Origin of the sequence: Shewanella polaris, assembly GCF_006385555.1 — a bacterium.
Lineage (GTDB): Bacteria > Pseudomonadota > Gammaproteobacteria > Enterobacterales > Shewanellaceae > Shewanella > Shewanella polaris.
Genome location: NZ_CP041036.1, coordinates 4,163,897 through 4,181,947 on the forward strand (window position 1 = coordinate 4,163,897; position 18,051 = coordinate 4,181,947).

General features: G+C 39.7%; 16 protein-coding genes and 1 pseudogene. 9 read left to right on the plus strand and 8 right to left on the minus strand.

All coding sequences use genetic code 11. The features are described 5' to 3' along the window. Window positions 1–45 precede the first annotated feature (45 nt). From FH971_RS18195 to FH971_RS18210, 4 genes and pseudogenes are all read right to left on the minus strand, one after another. The gene (locus tag FH971_RS18195; protein WP_140235228.1) at window positions 46–642 is read right to left on the minus strand and encodes a 2-hydroxychromene-2-carboxylate isomerase; all 597 of its coding nucleotides are present in this window, start codon (window positions 640–642) and stop codon (window positions 46–48) included. Between the two features lie 293 nt (window positions 643–935). Further along, window positions 936–2,180, minus strand: coding sequence for an alkaline phosphatase family protein (locus tag FH971_RS18200; protein ID WP_140235229.1), 1,245 nt, complete (start codon window positions 2,178–2,180; stop codon window positions 936–938). A gap of 88 nt (window positions 2,181–2,268) precedes the next feature. After that, a pseudogene (locus tag FH971_RS18205) lies at window positions 2,269–3,140 on the minus strand (alpha/beta fold hydrolase). A 32-nt stretch (window positions 3,141–3,172) separates the two neighbouring features. Continuing rightward, complete coding sequence (locus FH971_RS18210; protein ID WP_140235230.1) at window positions 3,173–3,475, minus strand: ArsR/SmtB family transcription factor; 303 nt, start codon at window positions 3,473–3,475, stop codon at window positions 3,173–3,175. 105 nt (window positions 3,476–3,580) lie between these two features. On the opposite strand from FH971_RS18210, the gene FH971_RS18215 reads away from it, so the two are divergent. The 5 genes from FH971_RS18215 to FH971_RS18235 all read left to right on the plus strand — a co-directional run bounded on the left by FH971_RS18215 (window position 3,581) and on the right by FH971_RS18235 (window position 9,336). Beyond that, entirely contained in the window at window positions 3,581–4,492 is a 912-nt protein-coding gene (locus tag FH971_RS18215; protein WP_140235231.1) for a permease, read from the plus strand. 120 nt (window positions 4,493–4,612) lie between these two features. Next, window positions 4,613–6,574 (plus strand): putative bifunctional diguanylate cyclase/phosphodiesterase, encoded by a 1,962-nt coding sequence (locus FH971_RS18220; protein WP_167496056.1) that lies wholly within the window; start codon window positions 4,613–4,615, stop codon window positions 6,572–6,574. Between the two features lie 195 nt (window positions 6,575–6,769). Beyond that, entirely contained in the window at window positions 6,770–7,516 is a 747-nt protein-coding gene (locus tag FH971_RS18225; protein ID WP_140235233.1) for a sulfite exporter TauE/SafE family protein, read from the plus strand. A 26-nt stretch (window positions 7,517–7,542) separates the two neighbouring features. Continuing rightward, window positions 7,543–8,172 carry a flavin reductase family protein gene (locus FH971_RS18230; RefSeq protein WP_140235234.1) on the plus strand — a complete coding sequence of 210 codons (630 nt, stop codon included), beginning with the start codon at window positions 7,543–7,545 and terminating at the stop codon, window positions 8,170–8,172. Window positions 8,173–8,352: 180 nt separating this feature from the next. After that, window positions 8,353–9,336, plus strand: a complete 984-nt coding sequence (locus FH971_RS18235; RefSeq protein ID WP_140235235.1) for an aminoglycoside phosphotransferase family protein — start codon at window positions 8,353–8,355, stop codon at window positions 9,334–9,336. 175 nt (window positions 9,337–9,511) lie between these two features. On the opposite strand, the gene FH971_RS18240 is transcribed toward FH971_RS18235, so the two are convergent. Together FH971_RS18240 and FH971_RS18245 are read right to left on the minus strand one after the other, a co-directional pair. Then, the gene (locus FH971_RS18240) at window positions 9,512–10,030 is read right to left on the minus strand and encodes a hypothetical protein (RefSeq protein WP_137224973.1); all 519 of its coding nucleotides are present in this window, start codon (window positions 10,028–10,030) and stop codon (window positions 9,512–9,514) included. Between the two features lie 7 nt (window positions 10,031–10,037). Then, window positions 10,038–10,826, minus strand: coding sequence for a winged helix-turn-helix domain-containing protein (locus tag FH971_RS18245; protein WP_140235236.1), 789 nt, complete (start codon window positions 10,824–10,826; stop codon window positions 10,038–10,040). A 465-nt stretch (window positions 10,827–11,291) separates the two neighbouring features. On the opposite strand from FH971_RS18245, the gene FH971_RS18250 reads away from it, so the two are divergent. Further along, entirely contained in the window at window positions 11,292–12,113 is an 822-nt protein-coding gene (locus FH971_RS18250; protein WP_137224969.1) for a cytochrome c3 family protein, read from the plus strand. Between the two features lie 10 nt (window positions 12,114–12,123). Continuing rightward, complete coding sequence (locus FH971_RS18255) at window positions 12,124–12,690, plus strand: hypothetical protein (RefSeq protein ID WP_140235237.1); 567 nt, start codon at window positions 12,124–12,126, stop codon at window positions 12,688–12,690. A gap of 198 nt (window positions 12,691–12,888) precedes the next feature. Here FH971_RS18255 and FH971_RS18260 read toward each other — a convergent pair whose 3' ends face one another. Next, window positions 12,889–14,982: a prolyl oligopeptidase family serine peptidase gene (locus FH971_RS18260; protein WP_140235238.1), complete on the minus strand. Its 2,094-nt coding sequence runs from the start codon at window positions 14,980–14,982 to the stop codon at window positions 12,889–12,891. A 286-nt stretch (window positions 14,983–15,268) separates the two neighbouring features. Here FH971_RS18260 and FH971_RS18265 point away from each other — a divergent pair, with 286 nt between their 5' ends. Together FH971_RS18265 and FH971_RS18270 are read left to right on the plus strand one after the other, a co-directional pair. After that, window positions 15,269–16,774 (plus strand): BCCT family transporter, encoded by a 1,506-nt coding sequence (locus tag FH971_RS18265; RefSeq protein WP_140235239.1) that lies wholly within the window; start codon window positions 15,269–15,271, stop codon window positions 16,772–16,774. Window positions 16,775–16,850: 76 nt separating this feature from the next. Continuing rightward, a complete protein-coding gene (locus FH971_RS18270) occupies window positions 16,851–17,129 on the plus strand; it encodes a peptidylprolyl isomerase (protein WP_140235240.1) in 279 nt (92 codons plus the stop codon). Between the two features lie 181 nt (window positions 17,130–17,310). On the opposite strand, the gene FH971_RS18275 is transcribed toward FH971_RS18270, so the two are convergent. Next, a complete protein-coding gene (locus FH971_RS18275; protein WP_137224962.1) occupies window positions 17,311–18,042 on the minus strand; it encodes an arginine N-succinyltransferase in 732 nt (243 codons plus the stop codon). Window positions 18,043–18,051: the final 9 nt, after the last annotated feature.

An 18,051-nucleotide genomic window follows, 5' to 3' on the forward strand; every position in this document is an offset into this window, starting at 1 on the left:
ATTAATGGTCACTACTACTTTGCGTTAACTCATCACTTAATAACCTTACTCACTCAACTTATCATTGAGCAAGTCCAATCTATCTTGTCCCCAAAATGGTTCATTTTGGTACACGTAAGTTGGGACGCCCAACAAGCCTTTTTCGATTGCTTCTATTGTATTTACTTCATATATTTCATCAATTTCGCTTGATAAAGCTTGCTGTACAATACTGTCGGTATTGAACTTAAGCGAGGTTAATATTTGTCGAATAACCGTTTCATCAGCAATGTTTTGATCTTGTGCCCAACATGCGGCCAGTACATGCCCAACAAACTCACTGACATCTTGCCCTGCTTGCTGTAATGCAATAGCGCATCGGTCGGCCAAACTTGGATCTGCCGGGAAAAAAGCGGGCTGTAGATTAAGGGGTAAATGACGTTTTTTAGACCAGCGAGAGAGTTCAATTAAACGATAGTCTTGTCGAGCTTGTAGGCGTTGCTTGACGGGTAACACCCCTAATTCGGCAAACAGTTTGGCTAATTTTATCGGCTTATAGTGGATGGTAGTATTGTGCTTGTTAGCCAACGAGGTAAAAGTGCTGTGGCCTAAATAGACATAAGGAGAAAGGCTGGTAAAATAATAATCTATTGCTGTAGTCATGGTTCACATTACCTTTATATTAATAGGACTATTCAGTTAACCCTATCATTTCATTTAAATTTATCGTTAAAACTGGACGTTGCATTGAGAGAAAAATAGTTCGTTATAACACCAGGTACTGGCGGTATTGAAGGTGTTAATCACCTCGAAAAAATCAAATTTACAACCATAAATACATAGGCATACTGGCCAACAAAAAATGCCAATCCATTCACTTTATATTACACAACTTTTATAATCTATTGACCATTTGTGAGTAAATATTGCGATTAAACCACAATCATCATCTACCATCATTGAGCTAATAAAGGCGCTAACACGGTTAACTGACCATCAATAGGTTCGGTTATCGTTAAACCTAAAATATGGGCAATAAAAGGGTACAAATGAATATTTTCAGCCTGCTCAATGCTGCCGTGATTAAACGCAGGCCCTTGAGCATATAATACTGTGTTCATGTCGGTTATTACACTGGCATCATAACCGTGTTTACCTGTCACTCCAGCACCTGCATCAGTGTTAGTAATATAATGTTGATTACTGATTAACACGGCATCCTCGATCGATTGATTGTCACTAAAATGTAAGTAAGCAGGAATATCTTTCTGACGATAAAATTGCAAACCAGGGACTTTTTTAGTGAGCACTTCTAAGGCATCTAAATCTTGTTGTTTATTATCACCAATGGCGGTGACTAACGAAAATGCTGCGTCATTATTAAAACTAAATTTGGCTTTTAAAGCTTCATTACCAGCAAATAGTTTATCGGTATATAAGCGTGGAAAACCCGAAACATTCGCCATGCCATGGTCGGAAGTAATAATCACATTGACCTCAAAAGGTAGCGCTTGTATTCCAGCCAATAATTGTCCAATAGCTTTATCAATGTTTTGCACTGCTTGATAGGTATTGTTCGATGTTGGGCCAAAATGATGCCCTGCAGTATCCACATCGGAAAAATACAAGGTCACAAACTGTGGGCGCTCAGCTTCGGGTAAATTAAACCATTGTAAAACCTGATCTACTCTTTCATTATTCGGTGCATCGTTATTATAAGCCAGCCAATAATCAGGTCGTTGGCCTGCAATTTTCGCTTCCGATCCAGGCCAAAAATAAGTCGCACTTTTTAATCCTTGCTGACCCGCTAATGACCACAATGGCACCCCATTGTAAAAACGACCGTCGGTCACTGCTTGTTTAATCTTCATACTATAGGGCTGTTGTAGAGCATGGTTATAAAAATGGTTCGAAACTATGCCATGATGAGCGGGATACAATCCAGTAACAAGCGTAATGTGGTTTGGAAAAGTTACGGTGGGAAACGACGGTATAAATTGACGAACCTGAGCAGCATGCTTAGCAAATTCCGTTAGATGCTTAGGATTATGTAGGCGGTTATAATCAAAACGGTAACCATCTATAGAAACCAATAATACATAAGGTTTTTCAGCTACTGTAGGGATTGACCCCGCAGATAAACAACTAATGCTAGAAAATAATCCGCTGGCAAAAACACAGATGATGGCAAAGGCGCGCATGATGTTTGTCTCAATAGTAAAAATTAATTAGGAAATAATAATATCAATTAAGTATGACAACTTTATTGATCTCTACTGTCACGTTAGCTTACTCAATACTCTGTCTAAACTGCAAATAAGCCGTGCTAATGGCGTCTGCATCTTCAATTTGTGGATAGTGGCCCAACGTTTCCATTTCACAGATATTAGCATTAGGTATCAATTGACAATAACGGTTAATCATATGCTGCCCTGAGATAGGATCCTGCACGCCTGCGATCAGCTTTATGGGGATAGAACTGTTAATCATTGCCCCCACCCAACGCTCACGATGTTGTTGTCGTTGAGTCATATAACTAATCAGTTTATGCATTATTGCCAATCCGTTATTGTAGTTTAGCAACTGCCACAACGTATCGATAACTTCAGGCTTTGGTGGTGTCGACGGCCCAAATATTCGCTGTAAACTAATGGCAAACCTCTGTTTGTTAATCAATTTTTCCACCAAAGGCCCTAATGGTGACAGTAAAAGCTTTGTATTAATAGTGGTTTATGGGCTTCAGGAAATAAGCCTCCATTTAAAAAACACACGCTTGCTATGTGCGTATGACTATTGTCATCAACTTGTCTTGCTAGCAACTCTTGTGCGACTGTATCTCCGTAATCGTGGGCTAAAATATGATATTCACTGACACCTAGCTTGTGCAAAAATGCCTGACAAATATCGGCTTGCTGACTTATCAAGTAAAGCGCATCTTTAGGCTTATCTGATAAACCAAAGCCCAACATATCAAGGGTGATAACGTTATAGTGCTGAGTGAGCGTATGCCACATACCTTCCCAATCCCAACTAGCACTAGGATAACCATGAATTAGCAATAACACTGGCGCTTGTTTACTTCCCGCCTGACGAGTAAATATTTGTTGACCGTTAATCTGCTCGAATTGTCCCTGCTGCTGCCATTCACTCAATGTTATCATTGTGACGTTATTCCTTTAATCCGCTATCCTAATCATGCTGTCGGGGTCTGCTCATCTGCACAACATTCATCTTGTAAAAAGCCAATCACGGTTTGCAAAGTATCATATTCGGCAATACAAAAAAGTGTTCTCCCTTCGCGGCGCTGAGAAATTAAACCCGCAGACACTAAACTAGATATGTGATGAGATAATGTCGAACCGGGTATTGACAGCTTTTGCTGTAACCCACCCACAGCAATACCTTGATACCCTGCACGCACTACCGACTTATAAATCAACAAGCGAGTCGGATGCCCTAGTTCTTTCAATGCCTTAGCAATCGCTTCAATATCCATAAAAACATCCCAATTAACTCTATATTTCGATATTACTAGAAATATCTTGATTAAGCCATCAAACACATTTACATTTCGGTAATTCTAGAAATATAGGTTTATATAATGATAACCAATAATATGCTACAAGAAACATTAAATATGTTTGTTTTTTTAACGTTAGAGTTAACTACGTTATTTCTGCTGATTAGTTATTTAGTCGGTGTTTTACAAATGTATATTCCGCCAGAGAGAATCCAATCAATACTCAGTGATAAACATGGAAAAGGCTATATTATCGCCGGATTTTTAGGCGCGATCACGCCTTTTTGTTCTTGTTCAACAATCCCGTTTTTAAAAGGCTTATTAAGAGCAAAAGCAGGCTTTGGCACCATGATGGTATTTTTATTTGCTAGCCCTTTACTCAACCCGATTATTATTGGCTTATTTGCGGTGACCTTTGGTATTAGTGTAACGGTATTTTATTTTGTCTTGGCAATGGGAGTATCTATTATTGCAGGCTACAGTTTAGAAAAACTCGGCTTTGAGAAATATATTAAACCCGAAGCTTTCATCGTTCCTGCAACAAAATATTGTAAAACATCATGTTGCAGTAAAGCAGAGCCTGTCAGTAAGTGGAAACAAATTTGGCAAACTACTTGGACAGACTTTAAAAAAGTGCTGCCTTATTTAATTGGCGGTATTGCTATTGGCTCGTTAATTTATGGTTTTATGCCCACTGAGTTAGTTATTCAATATGCCAATAAAGATAATCCATTTGCTATCCCGGTTGCGGCTGTTATTGGTATTCCTCTATATATACGTGCAGAGGCGGTTATTCCATTAAGTGCAGCATTAGCGTCTAAAGGCATGGGGCTTGGCGCTGTGATGGCATTAATTATTGGCAGCGCGGGCGCCAGTTTAACCGAGATTATTTTACTTAAATCTATTTTTAAAAATACTTTAGTCACAACATTTCTTATTGTAATTTTGTCCATGGCCATGTTGGCAGGCTACCTATATCAATTTTTATTTTAAATTATTGCGTAGTGTCTCAAAACAAAGTGACCACCACTTAAAAAATACTATAAACGTAGTATTTTTGAGCATGGGAAGTATACTGATCATTATTCAATCATGCTGACGGTATACATGTTAATGACTGCACAAGCAGATCCGCAAATACTGAATGACCATCTAAAGTTACTATACCGTAGCGCAATTCCTGGAATTGCCGTTACCATAGTCGCTTCTGCTGGTCTAGCATTTGGATTTGAAAATCATTCCGCAACTAATGATAAATTATTGTGGTGGTTGTGTTTATCTGGATTAATTTTATTACGTAGTTTTGATACTTTCTTTTGGCTGAAACGAGCGAATAAAGGCATATTAGGAAGTCAAAACGACCTATACCGTTATAGCGCAGGAGCAATACTCACTGCTTGTTTTTGGGCGTTCTTTTGCCTATTTTTTTACAATAAATTAAGTATCGAAGAATTATTTTCTACTTTGGTCATTGTGTCAGCCATGGCGGGCGGTGCAGCCACAATATTATCGGGTAACAAACTCGTATCACAAACATACACCTTATTGTTGCTGGCCCCCTTTTCAATTCAAATGATCGTTGGCGGCAATCCGGCCCATCAAATGTTAGGCTATTTAGGCCTCGCCTATGCCTTTGTTATGTTCTCAATAGCTAAAACTGCGGCTAACTTTACTGAACATTCTATTAAGCTGCGGAATGAACATAATCAATTATTAAAAAGTATGGAGCAACAGGTCATACAAAGAACTCAAAAAATTATTGAGCTTAGCCAACATGATCCCCTGACCCATTTGTTAAATAGGCGCGCCTTTATTGAGAATGCTAATCATCAGTTTACACAAATAAAATACGATATTAACTATGCTATTTTCTTCCTCGACTTAGACGGTTTTAAACAGGCTAATGATAACTTTGGCCATAATGTAGGTGATGAAGTACTTATTGAGGTCGCAAAGCGAATTAAACAAGCTTGTCAGCATGATGAAATTATCTGCCGTTGGGGGGGAGATGAATTTATTATCATGGCACATCAAACTTCACATTATCGCTTTGAAGAATTAGCCATCATTTTAAAAAAATGCATCAACATACCGATTTTAACCTCTCAACATGTCATTGATATGGACTGCTCTATTGGAATAGCCATGTACCCTGAACACGGTCAATCAATATCAGATTTAATCAGTTTGGCAGACCTGTCTATGTACAGTCGTAAAGAAGGTGGCTCCGGCGATTATGTGATGTTTAGTAGCCAATTAAAACAAAAAATAAAATATGAAATTCATTTAAGCAAAGGCATTGCCCAGGCAGTATCCGATAAGCTGTTACATCTTGTTTTTCAACCGATTATTGAATCTAGCACGGGTAACATAGCCTGTGTCGAAGCATTGCTAAGATGGGATTTTGAAGGCGCATTAATTTCACCAGAGGTGTTCATTCCGTTGGCAGAAAAAAACGGTGCTATTAAAGAAATTGGCTATTGGGTAATAGAAGAGTCAATGCGTAAATTATCTGCATTACATGAACTAAATCAAGGATTAAAAATATCCATTAATGTGTCGATAATTCAATTTGAAGACATCAATTTTGTTAATAAGGTACACAATATTGTCAATCAACATAATATAAATCCAAGAGACGTTCATATTGAAATAACTGAATCACTCTTTTCAAAAGATAAGCTTAAATTAATTAACATGGTCAAAGGGCTACAAGCTTTAGGCTTTATGATTTCGATTGATGATTTTGGTACCGGTTATTCGTCATTATCGGTAATCCAAGATTTAGATATAAATTTCGTAAAAATTGATCGCTCATTCATCACCAACCTGCAAATTAATGGCATTGATATCGTTAAAGCGGTTATGGTGATGTCTCATGGCCTTGGCTACCAAGTAATCGCTGAAGGTGTTGAAAATCAACAACAAGCTACAACCTTAACGACGTTAGGAATCCATTATTTACAAGGATATTTATTTGATAAACCACTTGAGTTTGAGGTGTTAAAACAAAGACTGTTGAGCCGCCCAGATGAACAAGACTCACCCGCGTTGCTATCTTCAGCTAATTCTTAATTTCATCCCGCCACCAGCACTTAGTTTTTCACTAATATAGTGACTTAACTGTTCTGTTAATTTACAGTCTGATTAGTCTCGGCAGTGCTGTCATTACAGGCCCATTTACTTGTGATCAACCATCAATGCACTATCTACTATAAATAATAAGCTATCAGCTAATCGTAAACTGAATAAGCATAATAGGGAGTCTCGGTGTTAACAGAACCGTTATTTTGGTTAGTGGCCATTCCTGCTGTGCTAATTACTGGTATGTCTAAGTCGGGTTTTGCCGGTGGTGCTGGCGGATTAACAGTGCCGCTGTTGGCATTGGCGATTAGCCCTGCTGCAGCCGCGGCAGTTATGTTACCTTTGCTTGTTTACATGGACTTTTTAAGCGTAAAATCTTGGTGGAATAAACAAAGTAACAGCCAGTTATTGATTTTATTACCCTCGGCCATTGTCGGTATCATAATAGCTTACCTGTTATTTGATCACCTTAATGAACAATATTTACGGGGTATTTTGGGGATAATATCATTTGGCTTTGGTTTATACGGGTTAACTTTAGGTGAATGGTCACAACGTAAACCGTCGCCTTTTATTGGCCGAATTTGTGGCACCATGGCTGGCTTTACCAGCTTCGTAGCACATGCCGGCGGGCCACCATTAAATGCTTATTTAATTCCATTGCGTTTAGATAAAACAAAATATCTTGGTACTGCGGTGATGTTTTTTGCAGTTGTTAATGCCGTAAAACTGATCCCTTACGCTATGCTGGGGCAAATTAACCTCAGTAATTTAATCGTATCAGCCATGCTCGCCCCTATTGCTTGGTTAGGCGTTAGGTTAGGGTTACGGATCCAAGATAAAGTTAACGACAAACAATTTAAAAAGATCATCCTCAGTTTAATGATAGTGGTTGGCTTACGTTTATTGTGGACCGCTTTTATATCTTCGTAATACTTTAAGAAAGGGATCATCATCCAATGAATACAGATAATCGCTATTTTTATGAACCAAACAAAGGCCACGGTCTGCCGCATAACCCGCTAAATGCTATTATTGGCCCGCGGCCTATCGGGTGGATTTCATCACGTAATGCCCAAGGTCAACGAAATCTTGCACCTTACAGCTTTTTTAATTGCTTTAATTATGACCCACCGATCATAGGGTTTGCCAGCACAGGATGGAAAGACAGTGTCGCCAATATTGTTGAAACTGGCGAGTTTGTGTGGAACCTAACCACCCGCAGTTTAGCCGCACAAATGAATCAAACCTCGGCAGCATTACCCCGAGGTGCAGATGAATTTGAATTTGCTGGCTTAACGCCAATAGCGGGTAATATTGTTAAAGCGGATCGAATTGCACAAAGCCCTGTCAACTTCGAGTGTAAGCTATCTCAATGTATTCAACTGACAACTGCTAATGGTGACAAAATAGATACTTGGTTAGTACTCGGCGAAGTTGTAGCTGTACACATTGAAAAGCATTTGTTAAGCAATGAAGGTATTTATCAAACGGCATTAGCCGAACCAGTATTACGAGCTGGCGGTCCATCTGCTTATTATGGTATTTCAGACGAGTTACGTTTTGACTTAAATCGTCCTACGGTGTAATCCAACCAATAATAGTACTCATTTTACAAGGTTGTCATTTTCAATCTTGTATATTTTACATTTCGTTTACACTTCAAAGAAACGTTTGTCATACATCATTTATTCAATAAGGCTTATTGGTACCATTACAAGCTTTCGATGACAAAATCATTATTATAAAATAATTATCATGAGAACATTTTGAGTATTCCAAGCAGTATTTTACAACGCGTAAAACAAGCTATTGGGGCGACTACATTAACTCATATTGAGTTAATCCAACCGTTATGGGGTGGTTATGGACAATTGTTTCGAGCATATGTAACAGGTAAACCGTATTCATCTGTCATTGTAAAATACATCTGCCTACCTCAACCAGAATCACATCCTAAAGGTTGGAACACCCCACTGTCGCATCAACGTAAATTGCAGTCGTACCAAGTTGAAGTCAATTGGTATCAACACTATGCTAACGATCATAGTAAACACTCAATGAGCCCATTACCGCGATGTTTGCATGTTGAGCAACAAGCCAATGAAATACTATTAGTGTTGCAAGACTTGCAGACCATAGGTTTTACCCAAGTCAGAAAAACCGCCACACCTGCCACGGTATACGCTTGTTTAACCTGGTTGGGGCATTTTCACGCTCAATACATGCACACCACCCCAAAAGGGCTATGGCCAATTGGTACTTACTGGCACTTAGATACACGCCCAGACGAATTTGCGGCTCTACCCCACGGCCCACTCAAGTTGGCAGCCAGCCTAATAGACCAAACACTAAATCAATGCCACTACCAAACCTTGGTACATGGTGATGCAAAATTAGCTAACTTTTGTTTTAGCCCTAACGATCACGCTGCCGCGGTTGATTTTCAATATATTGGCCGAGGCTGTGGCATGAAAGATGTCGTAATGCTATTAAGCAGTGTGCTGGAATATAACGAGCCAGAAACCTTAATTAATGATTATCTCAATCATTATTTTATCACTCTAACGCAAGGATTGACGGAGTATCATCCACAAATATCACCCCAAGATGTTGAACAGCAATGGCGTGCATTATATTGCGTAGCCTGGGCCGACTTTCAGCGTTTTATAAAAGGATGGAGTGCTGAACATTGGAAGATAAATCCTTACACCGAAAAACTAACACAACAAGCCTTGGAACAACTTAGTTGAGGATAAATAGTCGCGCTTTAATCTTGCATTAGAACCACACTAAGCCATATTCAACACAATATGAGAAGTCATACCTACCTAAGCAAATTTAGCTTAGTAAGTATCTAACATAAAAAGGTCGATGCCATTCATCAACCTTAGTAACGCAACAAAGACACTCATTTAACCCACCAAATTAATGCACTAGACGACAACCACACACGGTATTGCTCGGTTGAAATAACACCACCGCATAATCTTTTGCTTCATCTCGCTTAAGCACTTGAAGTCTTAGTGAATGTAAGCCTTTTTCGTTCAGATTCAAGCTGCTTACATAAGACAAATAGGACAAATGTTCTGGTATATCTTGAGGATTACTCGATAGATATTCTTCTTTAGTGGTCACCGATATATCGTATATTTGATTATCTGTATCAATATCATCCACTGTTCCAGTCATTGATAATGTGCCAGCTAAATTACCTTCATAATCAAAATATCGATAGTTAATTTGCGCTTGTCCATCATTAGATACCAAATCAACTAATAAATAATGACGACGATCTTGCTCTGCCGTTTGGTGGTGAAACAGCTCAGAACTGCAACTGAGCATAAAACTTGGTACACGTATAGTGAGTCTATAAATAATTGCCACACTACTGAGTAGTAAGACTAAAATAATGATATTGACGACCCACAATCTGCTTCTAGACATAAGATAATTACTCCAACCGCTGATTTGTTTGGCCTGACTTTGCACTTATGGTGTCACAAATATTCACCTGTTTAAGCCAATCACGATTAACAAATTGTTTAGGTTGCCGTAAGTCACTGATTTTCAAATTACGGATAAGAGACTGACCTAAGAGTTCCCCTTGCATAGTAATATTCAACACTTGCTTGTCGTGAGACAGTGATAAAAATACCGACTGCCAACTGCTCACATCACAATCGGCAAAACTTTGTTGTATTTGTAGCCCTTGTTCAATAAGTAATTCATTGTTGGTTTTTGAGGGTGAAAATAGCAGTATCTCTACAGTCTTTCCCGATGACAATGTAACTGTGCTGGTACTCAACGGTTGAGTAGGCACGACATTAGGTTGCATTGCTTTCACAGCGACTACACTTGCAATGATCAACACTATTATCGTTATGATGATCAAGCCAGCATACCGACGGTTAATTGATGGTAATATGGTCTCAGTGACTTTTCGAGTGCGGTGATGCCTTAATAAGTAGCCTTGGCCTTTTACCGTTTCAATAAGTGATTCGTGTTGTGGGCCCAAAAAAGACCGTAATGTAAACACTGCTCGCGCTACCGAAGCGCCACTTAAATGTGATTTATCACCATAGCCAGATTCTAATAAGGGTTTAGCAACAACTTTCCCCTGATACTCAACTAATAAGCTCAGTACATGCAGTTCAGCCTTAGGAAGGTGCCAAACTTCACCATTGTCGAGATTAATCAAATCCCCTTTCTCTATATCAAACCTACAATGCCCCAATTGCATGTCAGCGGCCCCAATACTCATCATCATGTTTAAAGTGTATGCAGAAAATCTTATGAAATCTGTGATCCTGATATCTTCAGGCTTTTATTCCTTACATTTTGTAAGGCGTAATGACTAACAATAGTGCAGTTGTGACTTAAGTCACACTATTTCGTAATAATAATGTTAATAAATACACTGATAAATACGTATAAATCTTATAAATCATAAGATCCACCTCACACAAAAACTGTTTTTAGTATTTATAGACTCTATTCCTATGCCGTATATACCCAGCCAATTTAGCTATTTTTAAAGAACAGTTTTATCTGTTGTAAATCACACTTTTAATCTCCTCATTTATTATCGTTAAGTCATCGAGTTGCTAGTGCTTTTATCTAGCAGCGAATACCAAAGCAAGCCTAGCCAACAAGAGCATGAGCGCTTGAATACTAAAATAATGATGACACAAAGAGGGTAATGACCATGAGCATGAATAGACGTCAAGCATTGACACAAATTATTGGATTAAGCACCGCTGCGGCGGGGGCTACACTATTAGGTACATCAGCATTTGCTGCTACAGATGCAGATGGTAACTATCGTTTAGAGTTAGGAGAAGCGCTCAAATATGTGCCATTAGATGCAATGGCAACCGCTAAGCTAGCTTATGAAACAGGCGGCGGATGTATGCACCAAGTGTTCCATGCAATTATTACAATGCTTGCAGCATCTAGCAGTGCTGATGCCAGCAAGTTTGCTAGTATTCCAACAGCATTAGCAGGTTATGGTTGGGCAGGTGTTGTTGGACAAGGGACTTTATGTGGCAACCTTAATGCCGCAGGTATGTTAATTAACATTCTTGATGATATTAATGGCCAAAACAGTGCCATTATTGGTGCCTCATTCCGCTACTATGAAAGCACAGATTTACCTTTGTCTTCAGCTGAATTTGTTGCAGGGATTGGTTCCACTGATGAGAAATCATTAGAAGTAGGCGCAACCTCAATTGCCAACAGCCCATTATGTCACTCTTCAATTAGTAATTGGTCTGCGGCATCAGGTAAAGTATTTGCACTTAAAGGTGAACGTTGTAAACGCCTATCTGCCAGTATTACTCTTAAAATTGTTGAATTGTTAAACCGCGCGTATGCCGGTGAAGACATTTCTATATTACCTGAAGCTAAACCATCAGCTGAAGCACAAGCATGTCAATCATGTCATGGTGTAAGCTCAACTATGGGTTCTGCAGCCAGTGTTAAAAGCGATATGGAATGTACCACTTGCCATACTGGACACTTCAATTAAGGAGCGCGTGATGAAACTTAAATATCTTAGCGCCATATTAGCCAGCTCATTGCTAATGTTTGGCTGTAGTAGTGACGATGATGATGACGTTGTCACAGATCCAGTAGTTGTTACAGATCCTGTTGTTACTGATCCTGTTGTTACAGACCCTGTAGTGGTAACTGACACGGTTAAAATTGATGAAGCGAGCAGCGTGGTAGTGTCACTAGACTCATTTGATGCCGTAACAGGAGCGTTGTCATTCACCCTAGCTAATACTGAAGGTAAAGCGCTCACTGATGCTGCCAATTACAGTATTGTCTATTTCGGCTTTCCCGACCCTGCCTCACCATCTGTAAAACCTAAGGCTTGGAAACGCTGGCATGTCACTCAAAGCTATGGATGCGATAGTGCAACTACTGATGAATGCACTGGGACATTAGCAGCCACTGATACTGAAGGTAAATATACTTTTAATGTGAGTGATCTCGACTTACAAAGTAAAGCGTCAGATGATGCTGATATGATTTACAAAGTCGCGGTTCAAATTAATGGCACGCTTGCGAGTAATGAAATTGAGTTAGTTGACGCAAATTAATTGTCATCCAGCCTCCCCCCGGCTAATGACGACAAGAGATACTTTGTGCTCATTAACTTAGTACGATTTGCCGCAGTTTCATACTGCGGCTCTTTTTTAAGACTAAAAACACAACGTATTTGTTAATGATTATGTGGAAATACATAAAAGGGTTTCAGCACTGCTGAAACCCTTTTTATTCATCACTCAAAACAATGTTTAACGAAGTTGCTGCATTAAATATGCGTACGCCATCGAACTTAACTCGGCTGCTTGGGTATTATCTGCCGCACCCGCATGACCACCTTCAATGTTTTCGTAATACAACACATCAATACCCATATCTTCCATTTTAGCGACCATTTTACGCGCGTGCCCTGGGTGAACTCGGTCATCACGCGTTGAGGTAGTAAAGAACACTCTAGGGTAGTTAACCCCTGATTTTAAATTATGATACGGAGAGTAAGTTTTAATGTATGCCCATTCTTCTGCTATATCAGGATTACCGTATTCACCCATCCAACTGGCACCGGCTAATAACTTATTGTAGCGCTTCATGTCTAACAACGGCACTTGGCACACTACGGCGTTATATAACTCAGGCCGACGAGTAAATGCAGCGCCCATTAATAAACCACCGTTACTACCACCTTGAATACCAAGATGCTTACTTGAAGTAATTTTACGGGCAATTAAGTCTTCTGCGATGGCTTCAAAGTCTTCATACGCTTTATGACGATGTTGCTTTAACGCTGCTTGATGCCAAGCAGGGCCATATTCGCCACCACCACGAATGTTCGCAAGTACATAAACACCGCCCTGCTCTAACCAGTTTTTACCAATAGTGGCCGAATAGGCTGGCAAAAGAGAAATTTCAAAACCGCCATAACCGTAGAGTAATGTAGGGTTACTGCTATCAAGTTTGATATCTTTAGCCATTACCACAAAATAAGGCACTTTAGTGCCATCTTTGGATTTAACAAAATACTGTTGAGTAATAAATTTATCGGCTGAAAATTGCTGCGGCATCGCTTTAATTTTATCGGCTTTTAGACTTGCGCCATTTAAACGATATAAACTGGCTGGTTCTAAAAAACTGGTGTAATTAACAAAAAAATCATCACTATCACGCTCAACATCAAACACACTTAAACTGCCATTGGCTTCAAATGGTACTGGTTTACTTTGCCACTCACCTTTGTCGTTTTGCATGTAACGTACAAGTTTACTTTTTACATCATCAAGCCAGGTCACAAAAATAGCATTCTGGCTAAATGAAACTTGCGAAATAGAGGCATGCGTCGTTGGCGATACCAACTCACTAAACTCTGGCTTTTGCGCAATCAGTTTATCAACTGGGGTATAGACTATGGCACCTTGCTTAAAAGTACCTTTTGGGGTGACTAAATCGCTTTTTAGCTCAATATATAACTGACCTTTAAAATAACCTTTTAACTCGGCATCTTTGGGAATAGGTAGCAACACTAACTTACTATCTTGATAAACATAATGTTTAGCCGTGTAAAAAGTTAAACTTTCTGTAACGATATTCAACGGAGTTTTATCATCAAACATCACGTAGCCAGACACTGCAACAGACGCTTTATCGCCTCTAAACACTAATTTGGCTGCAGACAAAGGTGTGCCACGTTTCCACAATTTAACCACACTCGGATAACCTGAATCTGTCATGCTTTGCGCATCACCAAAATCAGTGCCGACAAACACAGTATCTTTATCAATCCAGCTTAGCATTGACTTAGCCTCAGCCAACAGAAATGGTTGTTGAGTGTTGCCAACAAAAGTCTTAGTCGTTAAATCAAATTCGCGTACTTCAGCCGCATCAGCACCACCGCGAGACAGAGACACAAAGCAACGCTCATTTTGTGGATACTGGCAGTTCATGCCTTTATAAACCCAGTTAACGCCTTCGGCTTTGCCAAGGGCATCGATATCAAGCACTGTTTCCCATTCAGGTTCGGCCTTAGCGTATTCCGCTAACGTGGTACGACGATAAATGCCACGTTCGTGGGTCTCGTCCTTCCAGAAGTTATACAAAAAATCGCCAATACGGGAGGCGTACGGAATACGTGCTTTATCGTTTAGAATATCTAGACTATTTGACACCAGATGATCAAACCCTGGATAAGCCTTAATGTGAGCCGCAGACAATGCATTTTGCTGCTTAACCCATTCCATAGGCTTGACGCCTTCGACATCTTCTAACCAAATAAATTTATCTTCTTCTGCATGAACAGGTACTGCCATAGTCATCGCACTCGCTATACATAAAGGTATGATTCGCTTAAGCATTAAAATTTCCTTTTCGTTATTTGCTCGCGGTATTTTATAAACTTGCTAATACTGTAATCTATTTACTGCCCAATTGACTAATGATCGAGTTACTTAGTAACACTTCAGTTTTTTTAGGTGAGCAATACGATTGATAATCATACTATTTAACCAAATAATAGTCATTGCGACCCTAGCTTCTATGCATTTTTGCCTTCAAAAAACTGTCGAGACACAAATCTCAGTACTGTTATCTAACGCCAAAGTGCGGCATAGTAAACGCTTCTATTCAGTAGCCTAAATATCCATGCTAAATACCCTGACTAATACTTTATCAATGCGTAAAACTAAGTTGCAGCGCTGGATTAAACCTCAATATGGTTTTTACTTTCCGGTGGTAATAATTGCGACGTTATTATTGATGTTTCCCTATAACACCTTAGCGATTTTCAGTACGTTTACTCAATTCTTTTTGCAACATTTTGGTTCGCAGTTTATTCAGTTTTCAAGTTTATTATTAGTGCTGGCAACCGTCATTAGTGTCAGCCCTCTTGGGCGAATTCGCCTAGGCGGTGAACAAGCAAAAACTGAGTTTAGCTTTATCAGTTGGATGGCAATGCTATTTACGGCAGGCATGGGATCTGGATTGATTTTTTGGGGCGTTGCTGAACCTGTTTATCATTTTGTTAATCCTCCTGAATTTCTAAAACAAGATTTTTCTTCAATATCGGGCTCGTTAGCCATTACTTATTTTCATTGGGGACTAAATGCTTGGGTCATTTATGCTATGGCCGGATTAGTTATGGCATGGTTTGCCTATAACAAACAACGCAGTTTACGGGTCAGTGCCAGTTTTAGTGCAGATAAACCTAAATGGCTTAATATTCTTGATTTAATGGCGGTTATTGCAATTGTATTTGGTATTGCTGGCACTTTTGCCAATACAATCGCCTTAATCCAAACTGGTGTGGTGCAGTCACTTGGGTTCGACATTGGCTCGATTTATTTTCGCATAGGAATGATTTTAATTATCGCAGCCTTATTTACACTTTCTTCCTTAGCGGGATTGAATCGTGGCATTAAACACTTAAGCCAATTTAATTCGTTATTTATGATCGCACTACTCATCGCGGTGATAGCACTGGTTGATCCTATTCAAACCTTAACGTTAATCTTTGACTCGACCGTGACTTACGTTGAACTATTACCGAAAATGTCATTTGGTATGGGAAAACCAGAACAATGGAGCCAAGGTTGGACGGTAATCTACTTAGTATGGTGGATTGCTTGGGCGCCATTTGTAGGGCCTTTTATTGCTAGGATCAGCAAAGGTAGAACCATTAGACAATTTTTAAGTTGCACCATTTTGCTGCCAACGTTGACCTCAATTATCTGGTTTTCGGGTTTTGCTGGTAGCGTGCTAACTCAACCTTATGCACAACGAGTGATGGATGCGGTGAACCAGCAATATACTTTGGGATTATTTAGTTTCTTTGATCAATTACCCATGGGCAGTTGGCTATCTGGCGCAGCATTGTTGCTATTAGTCACCTTTTTAATCACCAGCGCCGACTCTTCAATTTACATTGCTGGTTTACTCACGGGCAGCGAAAGTCGTAATTCAAAACTGCTATGGAGCATTATTCTTATTGCCATCACCATCGCACTTGTGAGTATTAACGATGTAAATCTTAATAAACAAATTGCTATTGTTGGCGCAATCCCCTTTACCCTAGTGCTTTGTCTTCAATTAATTTTTTGGATCAAGGATTTATTGCAAAACCCAGCCCCTAAAAGAGTTAATAATAACTAAATAGCAACTATTACCAATTTTGTTGGCGAAGCAGGTATAATAATTGGCTAATCACAGTGAGACAAAGACTTACATCATGCCCAAAACCGCAGCAGCATTACACATATTAGTGAAACACCAGACTCAAGCTGAAGACATCATCAAGCAGCTTAATAACGGCGCAAAATTTGATGTGTTAGCTAAAAAGCACTCTAGTTGCCCGTCTGCCAAAAGTGGTGGTAATTTAGGTGAATTCAAAAAAGGCCAAATGGTGCCACCATTCGACAAAGTCTGTTTCAATGGCGAGTTAATTACCCCGCATTTAGTCAAAACCAAATTTGGCTGGCATGTGGTAAAAGTGCTCTACCGCACTTAACATCAATCGAACGTAGAAGACGTTTTGCTTGAATACGTATTGTTTGAATTAAGTGTTGCTCGGAGTAAGTTGAACCTAAACCAGTTGTCGTTACGATGAGCCAAACTTAGACGTAATAGCACAAGAATAGCCCTGTGGTGAGTTGAAGATGGGCTTAATATCAAGCCCACTGTTTAAAGATTTATTCTCGTAATTTAATAGACAGCTCGCCATCACGAATTTGAATATCATCCACACCGTCAGCAAACGCATTCCAAAAGCCTCGATCGCCAAACTCACCGACCAAATTGACATTTTTCATGTTTCCTAGCCATGCATTTGGGATCGGCACGCCCATTAAACTCACCCCCACTAGCGCGACAACGGGGCGACGATTAGCGTCTAAATGAATATCAAGCCCGGTATTAACTCGTAAAATCTCCCCAGCCATGAAGGGGAAATCCTCTGGTATAGGGATCAACATTTTAGCGCTGGCTAAATTATTAGAAAAATCAATTGCGACACGTTGAGCAAAATCAGGGTTGCGACCTATCATCGAATTCACTTCTTTCTCACTAAAGGTCACTTGCCGATCAGCATCAAATTCACGATACGCTTCTGGGGTTAAATCATCACCGGCGACATTAGCATGATCAGCATTGCCAGAACCATCACGACCACTTGATGCTGCTATCCTAGAGCGTGGTTCAACTTGCCAGCCCAACTGAGACAGTTTTTGATCCAATTTTTGCTCTTCTTTAGCATTTAAGCTGACCGGAGTAAGCGGTGACGGGAAGATATAAGTGCGGATAATAAAAAAAGTTAATCCCACAGTTACCAGCATGGTTGCTAAAATAATCAACAACAGTTTGACCCCAGATGCACCACCCTGCAGACGATGCGGCGTGGAGAGATTATTTAATGAAGCTAGCATTGGCTGCCC